The organism is Polluticoccus soli, from assembly GCF_029269745.1.
Lineage (GTDB): Bacteria > Bacteroidota > Bacteroidia > Chitinophagales > Chitinophagaceae > Polluticoccus > Polluticoccus soli.
In genome coordinates this window covers 261,631-278,976 of record NZ_JARJHT010000003.1, presented here as the reverse complement: position 1 = coordinate 278,976, position 17,346 = coordinate 261,631, and the positions used below count along the sequence as shown (strand labels likewise).

17 protein-coding genes are annotated in these 17,346 nt (G+C 47.2%); 9 read left to right on the top strand and 8 right to left on the bottom strand.

The features are described from left to right. Positions 1-58: 58 nt before the first annotated feature. The 6 genes from P2W83_RS17470 to P2W83_RS17445 all read right to left on the bottom strand — a co-directional run bounded on the left by P2W83_RS17470 (position 59) and on the right by P2W83_RS17445 (position 4,593). Positions 59-955: a Lin1244/Lin1753 domain-containing protein gene (locus P2W83_RS17470; RefSeq protein ID WP_276135062.1), complete on the bottom strand. Its 897-nt coding sequence runs from the start codon at positions 953-955 to the stop codon at positions 59-61. 99 nt (positions 956-1,054) lie between these two features. Then, positions 1,055-1,213, bottom strand: coding sequence for a hypothetical protein (locus P2W83_RS17465; protein WP_276135061.1), 159 nt, complete (start codon positions 1,211-1,213; stop codon positions 1,055-1,057). A gap of 214 nt (positions 1,214-1,427) precedes the next feature. Then, positions 1,428-2,222: a hypothetical protein gene (locus P2W83_RS17460; RefSeq protein WP_276135060.1), complete on the bottom strand. Its 795-nt coding sequence runs from the start codon at positions 2,220-2,222 to the stop codon at positions 1,428-1,430. Between the two features lie 466 nt (positions 2,223-2,688). Next, positions 2,689-2,958, bottom strand: a complete 270-nt coding sequence (locus tag P2W83_RS17455) for a hypothetical protein (protein ID WP_276135059.1) — start codon at positions 2,956-2,958, stop codon at positions 2,689-2,691. Positions 2,959-3,154: 196 nt separating this feature from the next. After that, on the bottom strand, positions 3,155-3,535 hold the full coding sequence (locus P2W83_RS17450) for a hypothetical protein (protein WP_276135058.1): 381 nt from the start codon (positions 3,533-3,535) through the stop codon (positions 3,155-3,157). 848 nt (positions 3,536-4,383) lie between these two features. Then, positions 4,384-4,593 (bottom strand): hypothetical protein, encoded by a 210-nt coding sequence (locus P2W83_RS17445; protein ID WP_276135057.1) that lies wholly within the window; start codon positions 4,591-4,593, stop codon positions 4,384-4,386. A gap of 135 nt (positions 4,594-4,728) precedes the next feature. Between P2W83_RS17445 and P2W83_RS17440 the strand changes: the two genes are divergently transcribed. Next, positions 4,729-5,469, top strand: coding sequence for a S24 family peptidase (locus tag P2W83_RS17440; protein ID WP_276135056.1), 741 nt, complete (start codon positions 4,729-4,731; stop codon positions 5,467-5,469). 275 nt (positions 5,470-5,744) lie between these two features. Further along, positions 5,745-5,960 carry a hypothetical protein gene (locus P2W83_RS17435; RefSeq protein WP_276135055.1) on the top strand — a complete coding sequence of 72 codons (216 nt, stop codon included), beginning with the start codon at positions 5,745-5,747 and terminating at the stop codon, positions 5,958-5,960. Positions 5,961-6,465: 505 nt separating this feature from the next. Here P2W83_RS17435 and P2W83_RS17430 read toward each other — a convergent pair. Both P2W83_RS17430 and P2W83_RS17425 read right to left on the bottom strand, forming a co-directional pair. Then, positions 6,466-7,287: a T9SS type A sorting domain-containing protein gene (locus tag P2W83_RS17430; RefSeq protein WP_276135054.1), complete on the bottom strand. Its 822-nt coding sequence runs from the start codon at positions 7,285-7,287 to the stop codon at positions 6,466-6,468. 186 nt (positions 7,288-7,473) lie between these two features. After that, on the bottom strand, positions 7,474-8,757 hold the full coding sequence (locus P2W83_RS17425) for a T9SS type A sorting domain-containing protein (RefSeq protein ID WP_276135053.1): 1,284 nt from the start codon (positions 8,755-8,757) through the stop codon (positions 7,474-7,476). Positions 8,758-9,293: 536 nt separating this feature from the next. On the opposite strand from P2W83_RS17425, the gene P2W83_RS17420 reads away from it, so the two are divergent. The 7 genes from P2W83_RS17420 (at position 9,294) to P2W83_RS17390 (ending at position 16,977) form a co-directional block, all read left to right on the top strand. Further along, a complete protein-coding gene (locus P2W83_RS17420; protein ID WP_276135052.1) occupies positions 9,294-10,085 on the top strand; it encodes a COG4705 family protein in 792 nt (263 codons plus the stop codon). 397 nt (positions 10,086-10,482) lie between these two features. Next, positions 10,483-10,749 carry a hypothetical protein gene (locus P2W83_RS17415; RefSeq protein WP_276135051.1) on the top strand — a complete coding sequence of 89 codons (267 nt, stop codon included), beginning with the start codon at positions 10,483-10,485 and terminating at the stop codon, positions 10,747-10,749. A 115-nt stretch (positions 10,750-10,864) separates the two neighbouring features. Next, positions 10,865-11,893: a hypothetical protein gene (locus P2W83_RS17410; protein WP_276135050.1), complete on the top strand. Its 1,029-nt coding sequence runs from the start codon at positions 10,865-10,867 to the stop codon at positions 11,891-11,893. A 344-nt stretch (positions 11,894-12,237) separates the two neighbouring features. Further along, on the top strand, positions 12,238-12,951 hold the full coding sequence (locus P2W83_RS17405; protein ID WP_276135049.1) for a hypothetical protein: 714 nt from the start codon (positions 12,238-12,240) through the stop codon (positions 12,949-12,951). A gap of 65 nt (positions 12,952-13,016) precedes the next feature. Next, positions 13,017-13,823: a hypothetical protein gene (locus tag P2W83_RS17400; RefSeq protein ID WP_276135048.1), complete on the top strand. Its 807-nt coding sequence runs from the start codon at positions 13,017-13,019 to the stop codon at positions 13,821-13,823. Positions 13,824-13,901: 78 nt separating this feature from the next. Then, positions 13,902-15,653 (top strand): T9SS type A sorting domain-containing protein, encoded by a 1,752-nt coding sequence (locus tag P2W83_RS17395; RefSeq protein ID WP_276135047.1) that lies wholly within the window; start codon positions 13,902-13,904, stop codon positions 15,651-15,653. A 151-nt stretch (positions 15,654-15,804) separates the two neighbouring features. Beyond that, the gene (locus P2W83_RS17390) at positions 15,805-16,977 is read left to right on the top strand and encodes a hypothetical protein (RefSeq protein WP_276135046.1); all 1,173 of its coding nucleotides are present in this window, start codon (positions 15,805-15,807) and stop codon (positions 16,975-16,977) included. Positions 16,978-17,346: the final 369 nt, after the last annotated feature.

Genomic DNA, 17,346 nt, shown 5'->3' with positions numbered 1-17,346 from the left:
TTCTATCCCCGATAGGGGAGTATGTTATAGTGCGTTCCCCCTTTAGCGGGATAGGGGGTTACCTCGCTATACGGTTCTTCCATTGCTCTTGTTGTGCGCGTTCTTCTTCTATCTGCTGCGGGGTTTTGAGGAAGGTTTGGGTGTTGATGATGGTGGGGGCTTTGTTCCTGGCTTCGGGGACGAGGAAGGTTTGCGGGTCTTCTTTCTGCGGGTCGCGGAACTTGAACCAGTGGAGGAAGTGGTTGCGATAGTCTTGCAGGCTTTTGGCTGGCTCGCTGCGTATGGTGAGGATGCGGTTGAAGGCGGTGAGCCATTGGTCTAGCTGCACTTCGTTGAGCTTGCCGGTGCTGATGATGGCGTAGGTGAAGCCGGTGTCTTGAAGGGCTTGTTGTTTGAGGGCTTGCCAGTCTGCTTCGGGTTTCTGCTCTTCCTTCACAGTTTCTTCCACCTCGCCTTCGCCTTCCGACGTAGTTGTAGTTTCGTTTTGTTTTGTTTCGTTTTGTTTTATTTCTTTTGTTGAGGAATGTTGCAACGCTGTTTCAACGTCGTTGGAGGATTGTTGCAACGACGCTGCTTGCTTCTCTTTCCTCACTTGTGCACTTTGCTTCCCGGCCTTGCTATAGTTGGCTTTTTGCGTGTCCATATGCTCCATCCTGCCACACAGGCTGGTTGACCAAATGTGTTCTTCGTCGGTTTGGAGGAGTTGGTATTGTTGTATACAGTCTTGTACGAATTGCTTTGCTTCTTCGGTGCTGCACATTAGTTCTTTGGCGAGGACGCTGTAGGCAAATGGGGTGGTGATGTTGTACCTGTATCGTTCTTCGGCGCGCAGTATTTCTACGAGCCTCCACCACCTGCCGTAGCCTGCTATGCCGTGGGTGGCGGTGAGGGCTATGATCTTCGGGTCGAGGCTGGCGTTGCTGTCGTGGGAGAACCAGGTGGATTGTTTTTTCATTTTGATAGGGGTTATGTGTTTTCCTGCTCGTATCGTCTTCTTCTTTCTTTTGGCTTGAACCAAAAGAAAGAAGCAAAGAAAAGTTCAAGGCTTAGCGACTCAAGCTAAAAAATGCCTGCACTGCGCTGCATTGAAATAGCTTACTATCGTCTTGTGTGGTAGGTGCCGGGCAATGTTGATCTCGTCTTTCCACTCTACTGTGACTTTCAATGCGGCCGCTCCGTTCCGGACATTTTTCTTAACGCTTTCGTCGCTCATGCCAGGGTTTCAGGAATCAGCGGAATCAGTCAATCTGACGTTCAGACAATTTCGCTGCGCTCAACAAAGGCGCCATCATGTTTTCGGCTGCATATCTCTTATCGTCTTTATTTACCCCCTATCCCCTGAAGGGGGAAACCTTTTTGGCTTATTTCCGCCATTGGCGGAATTGTTACGGAATGAGTTCCCCCTTCAGGGGGATAGGGGGTAGTTTCTACGCAGCCACACACTTCCTCAACTCATTCTTCCTTTCGGTAAACAACTGTTTCAGCTTGGGTTCTTTGTCTATGCGGGTTTTGTTGTCGTTGTAGAGGGTGACTAGTTCTTGCTCTGTGGTGCAGCGGTCTACTTCTTTCTTTAATCCGTTTAATGTGAGGAAGAGGGAGGTGGGTATGCCGTTGTCGTCAGCATCGTTCTCGCGCATTTCATCTATGCCCGTCGCGAGTGGACATCCCCCTACGCCCCCTTCGAAGAGGGGATGATTTGCATAGATGCTGGTGAGTTCGATGTTGCCTTTGTATGGTCCTGCGGGGATCTCTGATTCGTCGAGCATGCCGAGGCCGAGAAGGTCGAGTGTGGCGCGGCGTTTTGCTTTGGTCTCGGCTTTCATCATCGCGTTGCACAGGTTCTCGCCTTTCATATTGCCTATAGACACTGCACCGATGCTTTCGGTGGTGCGTCCGTCGGGTGTGGATGCCTGGGCGGTCACTACGTAGCAGGTGCCGGTCACTTCTCTTGCTTTTATCTCGTGGCTGACTTTGTATAGTTTATTTAGCTGCTGTGTGCCGGTGCGGTCGCAGTACAGCATTTCGCGGCCGTTGAGGCGTAGTATCCTGAATGGTTGCAGCATGGGGTCTAATCCCAGCTTCTCGCAGAATTGTTTATAATATTCTACTTTCTGCTGTGGGGTGAGGCGGCTGATGTCGCCGTTGGTTATGATGGAGGTGATGATCTTGTTGTCGGTTGTTGTCATGGTGATGGGGCTTTTAATTTGTTGTCTGTGGTTCATCGTTTCGTCCTGGGTGTTTCGGTCGGGTGCTTGCAAGGACCATACCATGGAGGTTTTTCTTTATTCGTCCTTGCTGCTTGCTCATGTCGTCTCCTACTTTCTTTTGCCTTGATGCAAAAGAAAGTCTACTCGACATCACAACTGTTTCTACTGCGTTTCTCTCCTCGTCTCTTTCTTTTCTTTTGCTTGTCCAAAAGAAAAGAAACAAAAGAAAAAGACACTTCTTGTCCAATCGCTCCGCGGGACAAGAAGATAGCCACGCGCTGTTTCGCAGTTCGCTTATCGTCGTCATGGCGCTGGTTGTTTCGCTATCGCTCAACAAAGGCGCCATCATAGGCTGGACGTTTGCGTGCTTATCTGCTTTTTTAAACCCCTATCCCTGAAAGGGGGCGTGTTATAATGAGTTCCCCCTTCAGCCTGTCAAATAAAGAAATCATTGCGGCAGGCGGGGGGATACGGGGTAGTTCTATTCTCCCAGCAGCTTGTTCAGTAGTTCGTGTTTGGTTCTTTGGCTTTCGGCGAAGGCGCCGAGGTGGAACGAGACGTAGGCGAGCTCGTTGGCGGTATGGAGTTCGCTTGATATCGCGGCGAGGGCGTCGGGGTAGGTGTCCGTCTCGCCGTGGTATTTATCCATCAGTTCGTCTATCTGTGCTTCTCTGTCTGCACTGATGCTCATGGCGCGGGCAAATGTTTCGTCGGGCGATGGTGTGGCGGTTACTATTAATTGCTTGTTCATGATGATGTTTTTATCTGCTTAATAAATGTTTATCTATCGGTGCGATAATGGGTCTGGTGATGTTTTCAAAAAAATGATAGGGCTATAGGTCTCTTTATGGAGCGTTTAGTATCGTGGTCTGCTCAAAAAGTTTTCATGTTATTGTTTCATATTGCTTGAAAGGTGATAAGGGTTTGAAGCGACGGCCACACATCGGTTAGCATCCGCAGGCGGCCAGTTCTTCCATAGGGGCTGGGTCTGCTAACCTGATGCGGTAAAACACATTGCCGGGCACTAGTTCTGCTGCATAGCCACGCACTTTCAGTTCGGCTACTTTGCAGATGGCGCTGAAGCGGGTGGTGTATACGCGTGGATGTCCTTCGTAGTCTACCAGGTACATGTCGCCGTTTACGTTGGCAAAGCACGGTGTGTTTTTCAGCGCTGCCATCTTGATGTCTATCTCGCGATGCAGCTTTTCTTTTATATGCACGGGTTGCTGGCTGGCGTTAATGAATTTGCGCAGCCATTCGAGTGCGTCGGCGTTGTGGTAACTTTTGATCCACTTGCTTACGTGTTCATAAAATTTTTGTTGTTCCATATGATTGTGATTTTTGTTTTTGTGGTTTTTGTTTGTGTGCCCCTCCGCCCCCGACCGGAATTGATGACTGATCAATTGCCGGTCTAAAGAGGGAACTTTTTCAAGTCCCCTTCAGGGGATTTAGGGGTCTTGTTTCATGGTGATGGGTTTATGTTTTTTATGATGACTAACCCTTTTTGTTTTCGTTTAGGTTTTGCATGGTGATGGGTTTACGCTTACTAACCCATAGTTTTTTGTTTCATGGTGATGGGTTTATGTCTTTGCCTATTTATCAACGTGTTTTTATTATTTGCTCGTGTTGTCTTCTACTTTCTTTTGTCTTGTCTTTTCTCCCTCCGTCATTGCGAGAGAGTATTTGCGAACTTTCTCACCGAGACAATTAAAAAATAATTGTGACTCGAGGTAACACAAATACGGCCGAAGCAACAATCTCATTGAGGCCTTTGAAAAATCATCGTGAACGAAATAATCTAGCCACGCGTCGGGCATCAAGGCACTGATGTCGCTTCTTCTTTTCTTTGGCTTGAACCAAAGAAAAGAAGCAAAAGAAAATTCAAGGCTTAGCGACTCGAGCTAAAAAATGCCTGCTCTCCGCTGCATTGAAATAGCTTACTATCTCCAGTTGTGGTAAGTGCCAGGCAATGTTGATCTCCTCTTTCGCGCGCTACTCAACCTTTCAATGCGGCCGCTGCGTTCCAGCATTTTTCTTAACGCTCTCCTCGCTTATGCCGATCCTGAAATCATCGAAATCATTTCAATCATTCTAATCAGCGGTTCAGACAATCTTTCAAAGAACTTTATCCAATCAGCCTAATCAGTCAAATCACGAATAATCTGAGGTTCAGCCCTCACTCCTCCACAAACACCTTACTCTCTCCTCTCAGATACTCTCTCATCTTTTCTATTATTGCCTGGGTGGCTTCGCCGGTTTTCAGGATGCGGGCGATGGTGGTGCGGTGGATACCGGTTTGCTCTGCGCATTCTTTGATGGCACCGTACTGCGCGAGCTTTTGCTTGAGGGTCCGTTTCTCGGGTGCCGAAAAAAATTCTGTTTTCATGTGTTGGTTGTTTCTAATAGTTATTATACATTTGTGCAACAATGCAGCATCATTGTCTTGAATGTTGTACAAATGTACAGAAATTGTACAAATGTCCAAAAGGAAATTGAATATTTTTTAATCTAATCCGTTACTATGATGATGCAAATACATGAGGGTGAAGCCCTTCAGAATGCAGCCAAGCTCAGTAAGCTGGGTGTGCACGGCCTGGCCGAATATCTCGGCGTGCCGAGGTCGACGCTCTATTACAACTTCCGCAAGTCGCGGCTGGACGAAGACCTGAAAGAAAAGACTGCACGCGCGCTCGGTTTGAGTGTAGAGCAGTTGTTTGGTGGTTTATACAACAACCCCGCTGCAGGCGCGCTGGCCAACAGCCGCATGACAGGGGAGGATATACGCATGCGCAAAGCCCTTGGCGATATTCGCGAAGAAGAGGGCCTGAGCGTGGTGCCTATTATGGCGCAGGCCGGCTATAGCAAGCACTACGAAGATCCCGTTTTCGTAGGCGAGCTGGAGCATATGCGCATACCTAACATGCCCTACAAGGGCGAACGCTACCGTGTGTTCGAGGTGAGTGGCGATAGTATGGAGCCTACGCTGAAGGAACATTTCCATGTAGTAGCCGAGCGTGTGGACCAGGATTACTGGAATACTACTGCGCAGTTTTACATACACGTAGTGGTAACGCACGATCGTATCATGGTGAAACGTCTCTTCCGCAAGGACGATAACGAGACGTTCGTGATGATATCTGACAACGAAGAGTTCTATCCTCAGTTTACCATGAAGAAGAGCGAGATAAAAGAACTGTGGCTGGTGAAGCGCAAAATAGACTGGGACATGCCGCCGCCGAAGCGGTTTGAAATAAAGGTTTAATAGAACGCCATCCTGTTGGGTGGCGTTTTTGTTTTGACAACCTTCGAGCGTATATTGAGGCTATGAAACTATATGTTTTTATTAGTGCGATTTTGATTGGGGTGATGACTTCTTGCAGCAACAGAGTAGAGGAATTGACGCCCGATGCGACTAAGGTTACGAGCAAGTTTTATAGTTATCTGAAAGAGAAAAAATTTGATTCGACAAAGTCTCTGTTTAGCTCACAATGTTTAGCAGATACCCCGCCTGATTCAATATCGGCAATGCTGGAGAGGATGAATAATAATCGCGGTGATGTTCAGTCAGCTACTTTAGAGCAAAATGGATATTCTACGAATGTGAAGAGTGGCAAAACTCAGAAGGAGTTTACTCAAACATATAAAGTGATCTATTCGTCAGGTTTTATTACGAAGGAAGAATTTGTGTTTTTGGAGGACGAAAAAGACAAATCCATTGGTGGTATTTATTCCTATGTCATCGACTTCTATTGAGCCTTTCTAAGAATTTGTTCTTTTTTTTGATTTCTTCCACGTCACGTCATTGCGAGAGAGTATTTGCGACCGCAAATATGTCCGAAGCAATCTAGCCACACGGTGGGCATCAGGGTGCTGATGTTGCTTCTTCTTTCTTTTGGCTTGAACCAAAAGAAAGAAGCAAAGAACTCAGCGAAGCGCTCATGAATGCCAATGAAAGACAGACATGACTATGAATAAAAGTTCAAGGCTTAGCGAAACCGGCTAAAAATCCATTTCGCTTCGTTGCAGTGAAATAGCTTACTATGTTGCTGAGCGCTACTATTAGGCAATGTTGAAATCAACCGTTGTTCGCTATGAGACCTTTCACTGCGGCCACTGCGCTCAACGAATTTTTTTAACGCCTAATTCGCTCATGCCGTTTTTTTCGGAATCAGAAAACGGCCCTAGTCAGTCCAATCTCGACTAATCTGAGGTTCAGACATCAGCCCAATCATTCTAATCAACGGTTCAGAGTCGTTTTTTATTCTACAATAAACTTGCCTGGATAGCTTTCTTCTTTAGTTGCATTTGTAATACGGTAGAAATAAACGCCCGCCGGTAATAGCTGTGGAAGCGGTAAGCTTGTTTCATTCCCGATCTGCAACGAACTGATAGTTTGGCCTGTGGTGTTGGTGATAACGAGTTGGCCACCGGGTATTGCACGCGGCAGTATGATGCGGCTGTTGGCGGTAATGGGGTTGGGTGCAACGACGGATCGTTTTATTTCGTTGATTTCTTTGATGCTGGTCACGCAGCTCGTCACATTATCGAACCATACCTGTGGGTAGGGAAAAGTTGGTCGTTGTCCATTGTTCTCGAAACAGCAAATGGGATAAAATGGCGCATCAGGTCCAATGCCAAGCTGCTGCGGGCCGACCCCTTCCATTATAGGGAACCTGTCAAACTTCAATACCCGGTGAAAGCTGCCGTTGATAGGTACGGAGTCGACCTGCAAAAGCTTCATCGAATGCACTGGGTGTAAAAAAAATAATGAATCGCCCACCGCCATATTGAAATCGACGAAGACTTTATCTGCGGTATCGGTTTGAAACCTGTAGTACAATATCCTGTTGGCAGTGTCTTCTCTTATCCATGCGCTGTACCTGTAATGAAAGTAGTACTTGTAACCATTCCATACTGTGTCATCCGAAATGCTGTAATCCGCGTAAGCGCCGCCGTGTACCGTATTTTTCCAGTCGCATTCGGTCCATACGTTTGTGGTATCGTTAAACCGCATCCTCTGTGCGAATGAGGTGAGCGCTACAATAAGCACAAGGAACAAGAGGGTAAAGGTCTTTGCCATAGTGCGGTGGTTTGTACTTAAAGTTAGCAAGAAAAGGCGAACGGCAACTTAGCGACTCGAGCAATGAGGAAGTTCTTAATGCTCTCATGCTGGTTTCGGAAATCAGTTTAATCTGAAGTTCAGAGAAAAACACCAACGGGCGGAAGAATCCGCCCGTTGGTTAGTTTTTACTTATTCCTCCCAATATTATTTGTAGACAGAGAACTGTTTAGAGAATTGTTCTTCTCCACAATGCAGTTTGATCATATACATGCCCGATGGTAATTCTGTAAGCGGTATGCTGCGTGTATAGACTTTGGTTGCAGGTTCGTCCCACTGGCGTATTACACGGCCTTGCATGTCGAGTATAGCTGCGGTAAACGGCGTAGCCTGTTTCCATTCTGTTTCTACGCGTATGAAATCTGATGCGGGTGATGGATAAAGTTTTACCTGTGCATCGTTGTTTAGTTCGTGTACGCTTGCAGGCCAGTACAGTTCATACTCCATCTCAATCTTTTGCGATGAGCTGGCATCGCTGGTGTCAGACATCGGTTTGAACTGGGTGCCGTCCCAGTTCAGGGTCTCCACCTTAGTGAGCTGCCCCCAGGTATTGTAGGTGTACGTGCTATTGCGTGTTGTGTCAAGGCCGGGAAGCCCGTTGCGTTCGGTTTTGAGAAGGCTTTCCAGGATATTGTTGTTAGCATCGTATGTGTTGAAATTCTGGTTTCTCAGAATAAGGTCTGTACCCGGCGTTGCGCAATTCCAGTTCTCCGAGGTCACCACCTCGTTTTGTGCGTTGTAGGTATAGATGCTACGGAAGGTAGTGTCTGTTACTGACGTGCTATAAGTGGTATAGAGCGTTACGGCGTCTGTCACATTTGGCCCGGTATAGTAGCGCTGAAGGTCAGACACTCCCGCGCTGTTATAACTTTTTGTCGACGTTATATCGCCGTTGGTGTTGTAGCTGTATACATTAAAATATAATGGCGTCGATGCACCCAGGGGATAATAGTAAGAGGTATCGAGCTTGCCATTTTTGTATACGTACGTATAGAGGTCGTCGTTGTTAGTTTGCGATATCAATGACGTGCCGCTGAAGGTAAATATTTGGCTAATAAACAGTGTCAACGGCGTAGTGGCGTCGGCTTTGTCATATGTCTCCCGTTTGGTTATCTGGTTTTGAGCATTTATGGTTTGGTATATATACTCCGCGATGGGCGACGCGCTCATATTTTTATTCGTTTGTATCGCACTATCGTATAGCAGGGTGCCGGAAAGATTGAACGGAAAGGGGTTGTGGCCAATACCTGCCCACTTCGCAGTAAACGGCCCCGGTTTATCGCTGGAATAATAGTAGTTCATGGTGTAATCTTCGGTCATACCGGTTTCGTTGTACATGGTAGACCGCACCAGCTTTTTTAACCTGAACTGCTGCGCATAGGTCGCAGGAACCTGGAGAATAAGACAAATAGCAAGTAATGTTCTAATCATTGTTTGCATAGATTATAAAGGTGAAAGATATGATGTAAAGATAATGTATTGGTCAATTGCTTGTATATGTTGCTTCTGGTTACGGTGGTACATATTTGGTCGAATGCGATTTAGGGATCGGCAACGGATGAGCAGGTGGGTTTTCTCCTGCCATATTCAGGTTAAGAATTCCTATAGTGCTCTTGAGGTTTTGTTCTTCATTCTATCGTTCCTCGTCTCTTTCTTTTCTTTTGCTTGCCCAAAAGAAAAGAAACAAAAGAACTAGCGCAGCGCTCATGAATGCCTTTGAAAAGACAAACATGCAATGAATAAAAGGGCACTTCTTGTCTCCCGCCGCCGGCGGGACTCCGCAGGACAAGAAGATGGCCACGCGCTGTTACGCTTATCGTCTTTTTGACGGAAACAGTTCTAATCAGTCTAATCTTGACTAATCAGAGGTTCAGACATCAGCGCAATCATTTCAATCAATCAAATCAGCGGTTCAGACGATCCCTATTGGTATCATTTTTACATAGCTGCGGTATAACTAACAACATATGTCTGCTACAGCCAGCGAGCACTTGAAGAAAGTACCGGAGATAACCTTCTTGTTTTGGGTGATGAAGATCTGCGCCACAACGCTTGGCGAAACTGCCGGCGACTTGCTTTCCATGACCATGAACGTGGGTTATGCGGTCAGCTCCATGATATTGCTGGGTGCTTTTTTCGTTACGCTGGTGGCGCAGCTGGTGGCAAAGCGTTATATACCACCTATTTACTGGCTGGTCATCTTGTCTACCAGTACGGCCGGTACCACCATGTCCGACTATATGGACCGCACCCTGGGGCTGGGATATGCCAAGGGTTCAGCACTGCTGGTTACCCTGCTCGTTATCATACTGGCCATATGGCGCATCACGCAAAAATCATTGTCGGTTACCAATATACGGTCGCTTAAAGTTGAATTGTTTTACTGGGCAGCCATACTGGTGTCTAACACTTTAGGTACTGCCCTGGGAGATTTCCTGGCCGATGATTCAGGGCTTGGTTTTATGGGCGGCGCTTTACTGATAGGCAGCCTGCTGGTGATCATCGTGCTGCTGTACTATTTCACTTCTATATCGCATGTGGCTTTGTTCTGGATAGCGTTTGTATTGACGCGTCCGTTTGGTGCCACCTTTGGCGATGTGCTCACTAAAGGCCCGGAAAAGGGCGGGCTTGGGTTTGGTACTATGGGGTCGTCGGCTATTCTTTTTGCCATACTGCTGGTTCTGGTGATCTATGAAACTATTCGCGTGGCGAGGTCGAGGAGGGTGGAGGTTTCTGCTACTAGTTCGAGGTTTGGGTAATGTGTTGTCTTCTACTTTCTTTTGCCTTGATGCAAAAGAAAGTAGCAAAGAAAAAATCAAGGCTTAGCGAAACCGGCTAAAAATTCATTTCGCTCCGTTGCAGTGAAATAGCTTACTATGTTGCGGATGATCTCTATTTAGCAATGTTGAAATCATCTTTGATTCTCTATGAGACCTTTCACTGCGGCCACTGCGCTCAATGAATTTTTTAACGCCTATTTCGCTCATGCCGGTCTTCGAATTCCAGTAATTCGTTAATTCTAAAAATTCCGGTTCAGACATTCAGCCTAATCAGTCAAATCAGCTTAATCTGAGGTTCAAAAACATTTCTTAACAAATGTCAATGCCCACCGAAAAACCGGCCTGTAGTTTTGCTTTATAAAACAATCAAACTATTATGGTAACGATCATCAACACCCACGAAGTAAAAGATTTCAATGCATGGAAAATAGGTTTTGAAGCTGGCGCGGAGGTACGTGCTAGGGCTGGCGTAACGCTGAAGAATCTGTTCAGGGATACAGATAATCCTAACAAAGTGACAGTAGTATGCGAAATGGGCGATACTGAGTCGGCTAAGGCTTTTATTGCTAACCTGCGTCAGGTATTGGAGAAAAGCGGTGTTGTTGGTGAACCGAACATCATGATACTCGAACACGTGAATTAATACTCTTGCTATAATACTTTCAGGCGCCATCCTTCGGGGTGGCGTTTTTGATTTTATACTGTCGATGCTATCGAAAACTAGTTGTATTTTGATCGTCTATACCGAACCACACATTATGAAGCTGTTTTTGATCACTTGCGCTTGCGTGCTCCTTGGCACGTATGCACATGCGCAGAACGATACTTTATCGGCCACCGAAAAACAAGAGTTGAAAGAGGCTTTGTCGAAAACACCACTAGGTGCCAATTTCCAGGCTGGCTCTTATTCTACCCGCGGCGATAGTGCAAAGGCCGGGGAATACTTAGTCAAAAGCGATCCATATTATATGATGTTCCTGGGGCAGACACCGGAATCGCTGCCTGAGTTCCTTTCGAGGTTTAAGAGTTCAAAAGCTGCTAAGGATACATTTATCGAAGCCTTTACCCGCGCCTACAACGCGCCGAAGAATGCGCAGTACCAGTTGTTTAAAAGCATGTATAAAGAAGACCGGATCGTAAGGAGCAAATTGGATAGCTGCAGCACCGGGGAGCTATGCCAACAGTTGAGTAACCAAATGAATCAAACAGACAGCGTTCACAGTGCTACTTTGTATAATTACGTCTCGAAAAACGGCTGGCCCACTATGCAGAATGGTGGATTGTATGCCGGCCTTCTTGCTGTGCACGATCATAAGAACCATAAGTTCTACATACCGCACCTCAAGAAAGCCATTGCACAAGGACAAAGCACGCTGGACGCGCTGGAGATACTCTACTATTACAGTTCACACTCCCAGGATCATAAAGCCTGGCAAAAATTCCTGGATACCTCAAAAAAGCAAAGCTTCGATGTGAGCAGCTTGCTCCGGTTCGAGCTGCCTGCTAACTTGTCTCAGATAAAGAAATTTGCAGCCGATCATTGTCCCGTTGAGTATCACCTGGTGTTTCATTCATTGACAACAAAAATAGCCGAGGACTGGTACGACGAAGCGCGGGCGCATGGCAACAGGGATCCCAATGGCCATATCAATTCCCAGTTTTTCAACGAGGTAAGAAAGGGATGTTCACGATTACCACCCGATGTGTTAAAGGGTGTTTGGGAGTTCAGATATCTTCCTTCTGATAGTAAGCGGTCGAGGATGGTGTTGTATGTTGTGTATAAGTAATCTGCTTGTGGCGTCTCCTTCTTTTCTTTGGCTTGAACCAAAGAAAAGAAGCAAAAGAAAGTTCAAGGCTTAGCGAAACCGGCTAAAAATTCATTTCGCTCCGTTGCAGTGAAATAGCTTACTATGTTGCTGATGATCTCTATTTAGCAATGTTGAGATCATCTTCGTGTCTCCGTGAGACCTTTCACTGCGGCCACTGCGCTCAATGAATTTTATTTCGTTCTTGATGATTTTTTCAAGGACTCAATGAGAGAGTTCTTAACGCCTAATTCGCTCATGCCGGTTCTGTAATCAGTGAAATCATTTTAATCTTTCTAATCAGCGGTTCAGACAATTAATCCATCATGCTGTATATTAGTTGCGTGAAGACAACTGTAATATCTTTTATACTGTTGCTGGTGGTGTTGTGTACATCGGCGCAGGATTGCAGTCAGCTTATAAGGCGCGATACGGGGTATGTGTGCCAGGAGCAATACTACGACCTGCTGATAGCAGGCAAGTATGATGAATGGTATAAGGCCGAAAGCCGGAAAAAGGCAAAAGTAATGTACGGTTATATAGTAGAACTGCATAAGCCGGATAGAAACGGCGAAGACATAAGCTATCAGTTATATCCGGAAAGCGAACCAAACAGGCTTTATATTTCCCTTAGCGTCACTTACCCTTATTTTGCCGACAAGTTGCGGCGTACAAAAAACAGGTATGAGATCAAATTTAGTGATGGTACGCTGTATAAATATGACCAGCCGTATTCGGTTACGTGCGCCCATGATTTTTACATTTTGCTAAAGGGCAAGGCCCGGCAGTTGCATTGGGATGTTGACGAACAAAAAGTAGAAAGCGTCACACCTGTGTTCGGCGACACTGTTTTACTAAAGAAGATGCAGGATGTACCGATCCAGGCGATCACCCAATACAGCGCATGGAGGAATAGGAAATACCAGAGGGAGAAAACAGGCAGAGAGTTTGACGAATATACCATTGAGCATGATCTCGCATTGCCACGAGCCGAGGCCATTAAATTCATGCAATCGCTGCAATGCATGGTTAAGGAGTAATAACAAGACAGGCATTGCCTAAATACTAATCCCGCCTATCTTACGTTAAGTTCTAAAACCCACCTATGCGAATTCTTGTTTTATCGTTGCTCATTGTAATGCTTATTGTATCGCAGGCCTGCAAGAAAAAGAACCAATCGACGAGCTACGCTCCGTACGTGCGCGTATTTACAGATGCCGACTCGCTTTTGCCCACCTATTCAAACTATATGCGAGGGGTCGAATGGAATGCCTGGGGCGTGTTTGGCGCCGGCAAAATAGATGCACACATCAAAGACAGCATGGGCAACACCCTGGATAAACGTGAACGCACCTGGGCATGGGCCGATGTTTGTAAGTACCCCGACACCAGCAAGCAAGCATCTGGCACGGTAAGTATCAACGGCATGCAGTTGGGTTACCTGCCACAATCGGCCAACACATTTGAGAAAGATGATATTGCTGCAGTATGGCAGCCTGCTGGGAATAATAATTGGATGGCAATGGGATTCCCCGGCACGGGTGTTATTAACTTCAGCACGGGTGGTTCATTTCCCTTATTCAGCGGCACACTTCCTAAATACATCTCGCACGATTCTGATTTTGTGCTACAGTTCAATCAAACCGATGCCGACTCGGCTTATGTACTGCTGGATATACAGAGGCAAAGAATGCAAAGTAATATCGTGAGCGCCGTAAACGGAACGGCAATTATATCTTCCAAGACAATAAAGAACAGAGCAGACAAATACTTCCAGGGAGCTACTGCGGTAAAAACCTGCTGGGCCTTCATTGATGTAGTATTGATACGCCGGCAATACCAGTCTGTTGGCGGCAAGCAATATGTTTTCGTGAACCAGGGCGAAACAGTAAGGGAAATGTTTGTGAAGTAAGGGGTAAAATCCCCGCCCCACGCACGTTTTGCACCCCTGAAACACGTAACTTCGCTTCTCAATTAAAAGTTTATTGTGATGCGTGTTTTTACCCTTGCCCTATTGTGTTGTGTGTTTTGTGTGGCACAAACCCAGGCGCAGTATTTCTTCCAAACCAAGATCGTCAACAACAATTTCATCACCACCCCTTACCAGGGGGCACACATCTGCATCTCGGGCGATGGTAATACGATGATGATAGGCGCCCCGCGCGACAGCAACAAGCGTGGCAGCGTACATATATACAACCGCCAGGGCAATGCCTGGGTGTTTGATACCACCATCTGGGCACCGCTGAAGAACCTGTTTGTGAATGGCAACTATGTAGACAATGGTTTTGGCAGCGCCATCGCCATGTCGAAAGACGGCAGCAGGGCAGCCATAGGCCGCTGGGGCGATAACGACGGCAGCGGCGGCGTATGGATATTTGAAAAAGACGTGAATGGCGACTGGAGCGACGTGACCGGCTGGCTGCACCCTTCGGGCACGCAGTGGCTGTGGTCGCGCTACGGCATATCGCTGGATATGACCGATGACGGTAACACGATAGTCGTAGGTGCCTCTGCCTACGGCACTGGTGGCGCTGCATACATCATCTACAAAAGCGGCAGCACATGGAGCACTTACCTGTTAGCCGCCGGCAGCGACAACTCCGGCCTTGATGTAGCGATAGCAGGTAATGGTTCGCGCGTTTTTATTGGCGAGCCTACGGGCAATAAGATACAAGAGTGGGAAATGACCAGCTGGTGGACCTATAAAGGGTATATACCGGTTATCTCCACCTCATACCCGTCGCTGCAAGGTCAATCGATCGATGCCAGCTATACTGGCGATACGCTGGTGGCAGGTACCATCAACTTCGGCGGACCTACAACCGGTGTAGTGGCCATGAAACGCAGCAGCACCGGCGTATGGAGCCAGATAGGAACCTCCATCATTGCACAAAACAGCGTGACCTTTGTCAACAAAGTTGCTCTCTCGGCCGATGCTAAGCGCGTGGTGTTCAGCTCGCCTGAAGAGAACAGCCAGGCAGGCGCTGCCTACTACAGCGAACTGGATGCTACCGGCAACTGGACACAGCCTTTGCGGCTATATGGCAACGGCGCCATTGGCAATGCACACCAGGGCTATGGTCTTGCTATATCGGGCGATGGTAACGTGATCGCTTCGGGTGGATATGCCGACAACAGCAACCTGGGTGCTACCTGGATATTTACACAAATGCAGCCACAGCTGGCAGCGGGCACTATTACCGGCTCACCCTTCTGCAAGTCTACCTCGTACACTGCTACAGTGCCTTTTACAGCCAATATGACCGGTGGTATGTACGATGTTCAGCTATCTGATGCTAATGGCAGCTTTACCTTGCCGTCTGTAATAGGTTCAGGCAGCAGCAATCCTATCATTGTAAGCATTCCGGCCAATACACCTGCGGGTATCAACTACCGCATGCGCGTGGTGTACACCGGTGGCGGCGATCTGAATAATAGTTTTGAGGGTGCACCCAACAGCGCACCGCTGGCGATCAACGCCTGCACGTCGGTAGACGATGTAGCAAGTATGAAACTGAAAGTATATCCCAATCCTGCTTCCAATGGCATCAGGGTAGAGGGATTGACGAGATCATTGCACTACTCGATGGTGAATGTTGCAGGTGCTGTGATGCAAACCGGTGAACTGACACCACAAAATGCAACTGTAAATTTCAACGCGCCAGGTGGTGTGTATTTTATACAACTGCGCGATGGTGATAGCTATCTTGGCTCTGTAAGGGTTGTTGTGCAGCACTAGGCAAATGATATTTCAACCAATAACGCCATCCATTTGGGGTGGCGTTTTTTTGAATGAGATCGTATGCCTATTGTCGCATGAGTGTCATAAAGCTACATTTGCGCAAAATGGCATTGTTGTTGCCCTGCCTTATTGAAACCTGACCTAAACTATGCGTTGCCCATTATTACTTCTGGCACTAGTTGCCTCCATTTCATCATCTGCACAGTTCAAAGCCGATTTAATTGCGGCTGGTGGATTGACAATGCCAAAGCTTCATAAAGAACTCGCGCCGCACAGCAATTCGCGCACCGGAGATTACTTTTCCACTGGAGCCGATTTTATGTTTTCCACCTCGCACAAACTGTTTCCGTACGCTGGGGTGCGCATCAGCCATCATGGTTTTCGTTATACGGAGGAGTTTGCTAACGGAACACTGGATAAACATGTAGACGTACTTGCACTTAGCATTTTGGCAGGTGTTCAATACCGGCAGGCATTGGGTGAACATACCGCATTGCGTTTCGCGGCAGGTGCAGGCGGATTTAGTGGTGGAGAGGATATGGCCAATGAGTCGAATATCTCCGGGGTTGGAGAGGCCTCTGTAGGTTTTCAATGGCATAGCCTAACATTGGGCTTAAAGTTGGTAAAGCCATTGTCGAGCTATAGGGAAAGAAGCGGCTATGCACTAAATGTAAGGTTTGAAAAGGGCGAGGGATTCAATAACTACCGTATGCAGAGTGTAGCGGTGGAACTTAAGCTAACGCCGCGTCCACCTTCGGGCATGCCCATGCGTGAGCGTCCTGCCCGATCTATACGTCGCGGGCCGAGGGGATATGAGTCTGCAAAAGAGCACAATGCAAGAGTAGAGCTGGGGATAGCTGCAGGCCCGGCTATGGTAAAAGTTACCGACCGTGGTTGGTACGACAGTAGTCCGGCTGGCAGCGGGGCTATTGGCCTGTTAATGTTCGATGTGTATGGCGATGGCAACAAACGCCCGATATGTTTTGCAGCCGGGGCCAGGGTCGGCAGCAGTCCACTGGGTTTTCATATTATACATGTTGGGGGTTTTCAAATAAACCCGATGCCGGAAAAAGATCTCGGCATTCGCGTATCGGCAATGGGCGGTCCAATAATATATGGCCGGGAAGGAACTATTAAATTCAACCTGGTGCTGGAGGGCAATGCAAGTGTGTTGATCAATCACCGCTGGTCGGTGGGGCTAAAATATATGCAGCCTATAGAAGACCTTACCGATATATACTACCGTGAACCTGAGTACGGCAGCGATTATCGCGTTCGTTACCTGATGGGTGAAGTAAAGCTGCGATTTGGAAAGCGGTAGACATAAACAGCAACAACGGGCGGATGATTCCGCCCGTTGTTTTTTTGTTTTTATCGATACTGTCCGTTGTCAGTATGAAGTTACTACGTGTGTACGCGTTTCGCTTCGGCTGTTAAGGATTATTACATATTGTTTACGGTGGGGTGACGGTGGTGTGATGATTCTGCTTTTGTTTTCTACTCGTGTCGTCTCCTTCTTTTCTTTGGCTTGAACCAAAGAAAAGAAGCAAAAGAAAGTTCAAGGCTTAGCGAAACCGGCTAAAAATTCATTTCGCTACGTTGCAGTGAAATAGCTTACTATGTTGCGTAGAGCTACTATCAGGCAATGTTGAAATCATCTGCTGTTCTACTTGAGACCTTTCACTGCGGC

Bases quoted from the DNA above. Each gene is read 5' to 3' on its own strand.
- P2W83_RS17405 (WP_276135049.1), top strand. From the start codon at position 12,238: ATGCTGTATATTAGTTGCGTGAAGACAACTGTAATATCTTTTATACTG.
- P2W83_RS17410 (WP_276135050.1), top strand. From the start codon at position 10,865: ATGAAGCTGTTTTTGATCACTTGCGCTTGCGTGCTCCTTGGCACGTAT.
- P2W83_RS17440 (WP_276135056.1), top strand. From the start codon at position 4,729: ATGATGATGCAAATACATGAGGGTGAAGCCCTTCAGAATGCAGCCAAG.
- P2W83_RS17435 (WP_276135055.1), top strand. From the start codon at position 5,745: ATGAATAATAATCGCGGTGATGTTCAGTCAGCTACTTTAGAGCAAAAT.
- P2W83_RS17460 (WP_276135060.1), bottom strand. From the start codon at position 2,222: ATGAACCACAGACAACAAATTAAAAGCCCCATCACCATGACAACAACC.
- P2W83_RS17395 (WP_276135047.1), top strand. From the start codon at position 13,902: ATGCGTGTTTTTACCCTTGCCCTATTGTGTTGTGTGTTTTGTGTGGCA.
- P2W83_RS17450 (WP_276135058.1), bottom strand. From the start codon at position 3,535: ATGGAACAACAAAAATTTTATGAACACGTAAGCAAGTGGATCAAAAGT.
- P2W83_RS17425 (WP_276135053.1), bottom strand. From the start codon at position 8,757: ATGATTAGAACATTACTTGCTATTTGTCTTATTCTCCAGGTTCCTGCG.
- P2W83_RS17445 (WP_276135057.1), bottom strand. From the start codon at position 4,593: ATGAAAACAGAATTTTTTTCGGCACCCGAGAAACGGACCCTCAAGCAA.
- P2W83_RS17415 (WP_276135051.1), top strand. From the start codon at position 10,483: ATGGTAACGATCATCAACACCCACGAAGTAAAAGATTTCAATGCATGG.
- P2W83_RS17420 (WP_276135052.1), top strand. From the start codon at position 9,294: ATGTCTGCTACAGCCAGCGAGCACTTGAAGAAAGTACCGGAGATAACC.
- P2W83_RS17455 (WP_276135059.1), bottom strand. From the start codon at position 2,958: ATGAACAAGCAATTAATAGTAACCGCCACACCATCGCCCGACGAAACA.
- P2W83_RS17390 (WP_276135046.1), top strand. From the start codon at position 15,805: ATGCGTTGCCCATTATTACTTCTGGCACTAGTTGCCTCCATTTCATCA.
- P2W83_RS17400 (WP_276135048.1), top strand. From the start codon at position 13,017: ATGCGAATTCTTGTTTTATCGTTGCTCATTGTAATGCTTATTGTATCG.
- P2W83_RS17465 (WP_276135061.1), bottom strand. From the start codon at position 1,213: ATGAGCGACGAAAGCGTTAAGAAAAATGTCCGGAACGGAGCGGCCGCA.
- P2W83_RS17430 (WP_276135054.1), bottom strand. From the start codon at position 7,287: ATGGCAAAGACCTTTACCCTCTTGTTCCTTGTGCTTATTGTAGCGCTC.
- P2W83_RS17470 (WP_276135062.1), bottom strand. From the start codon at position 955: ATGAAAAAACAATCCACCTGGTTCTCCCACGACAGCAACGCCAGCCTC.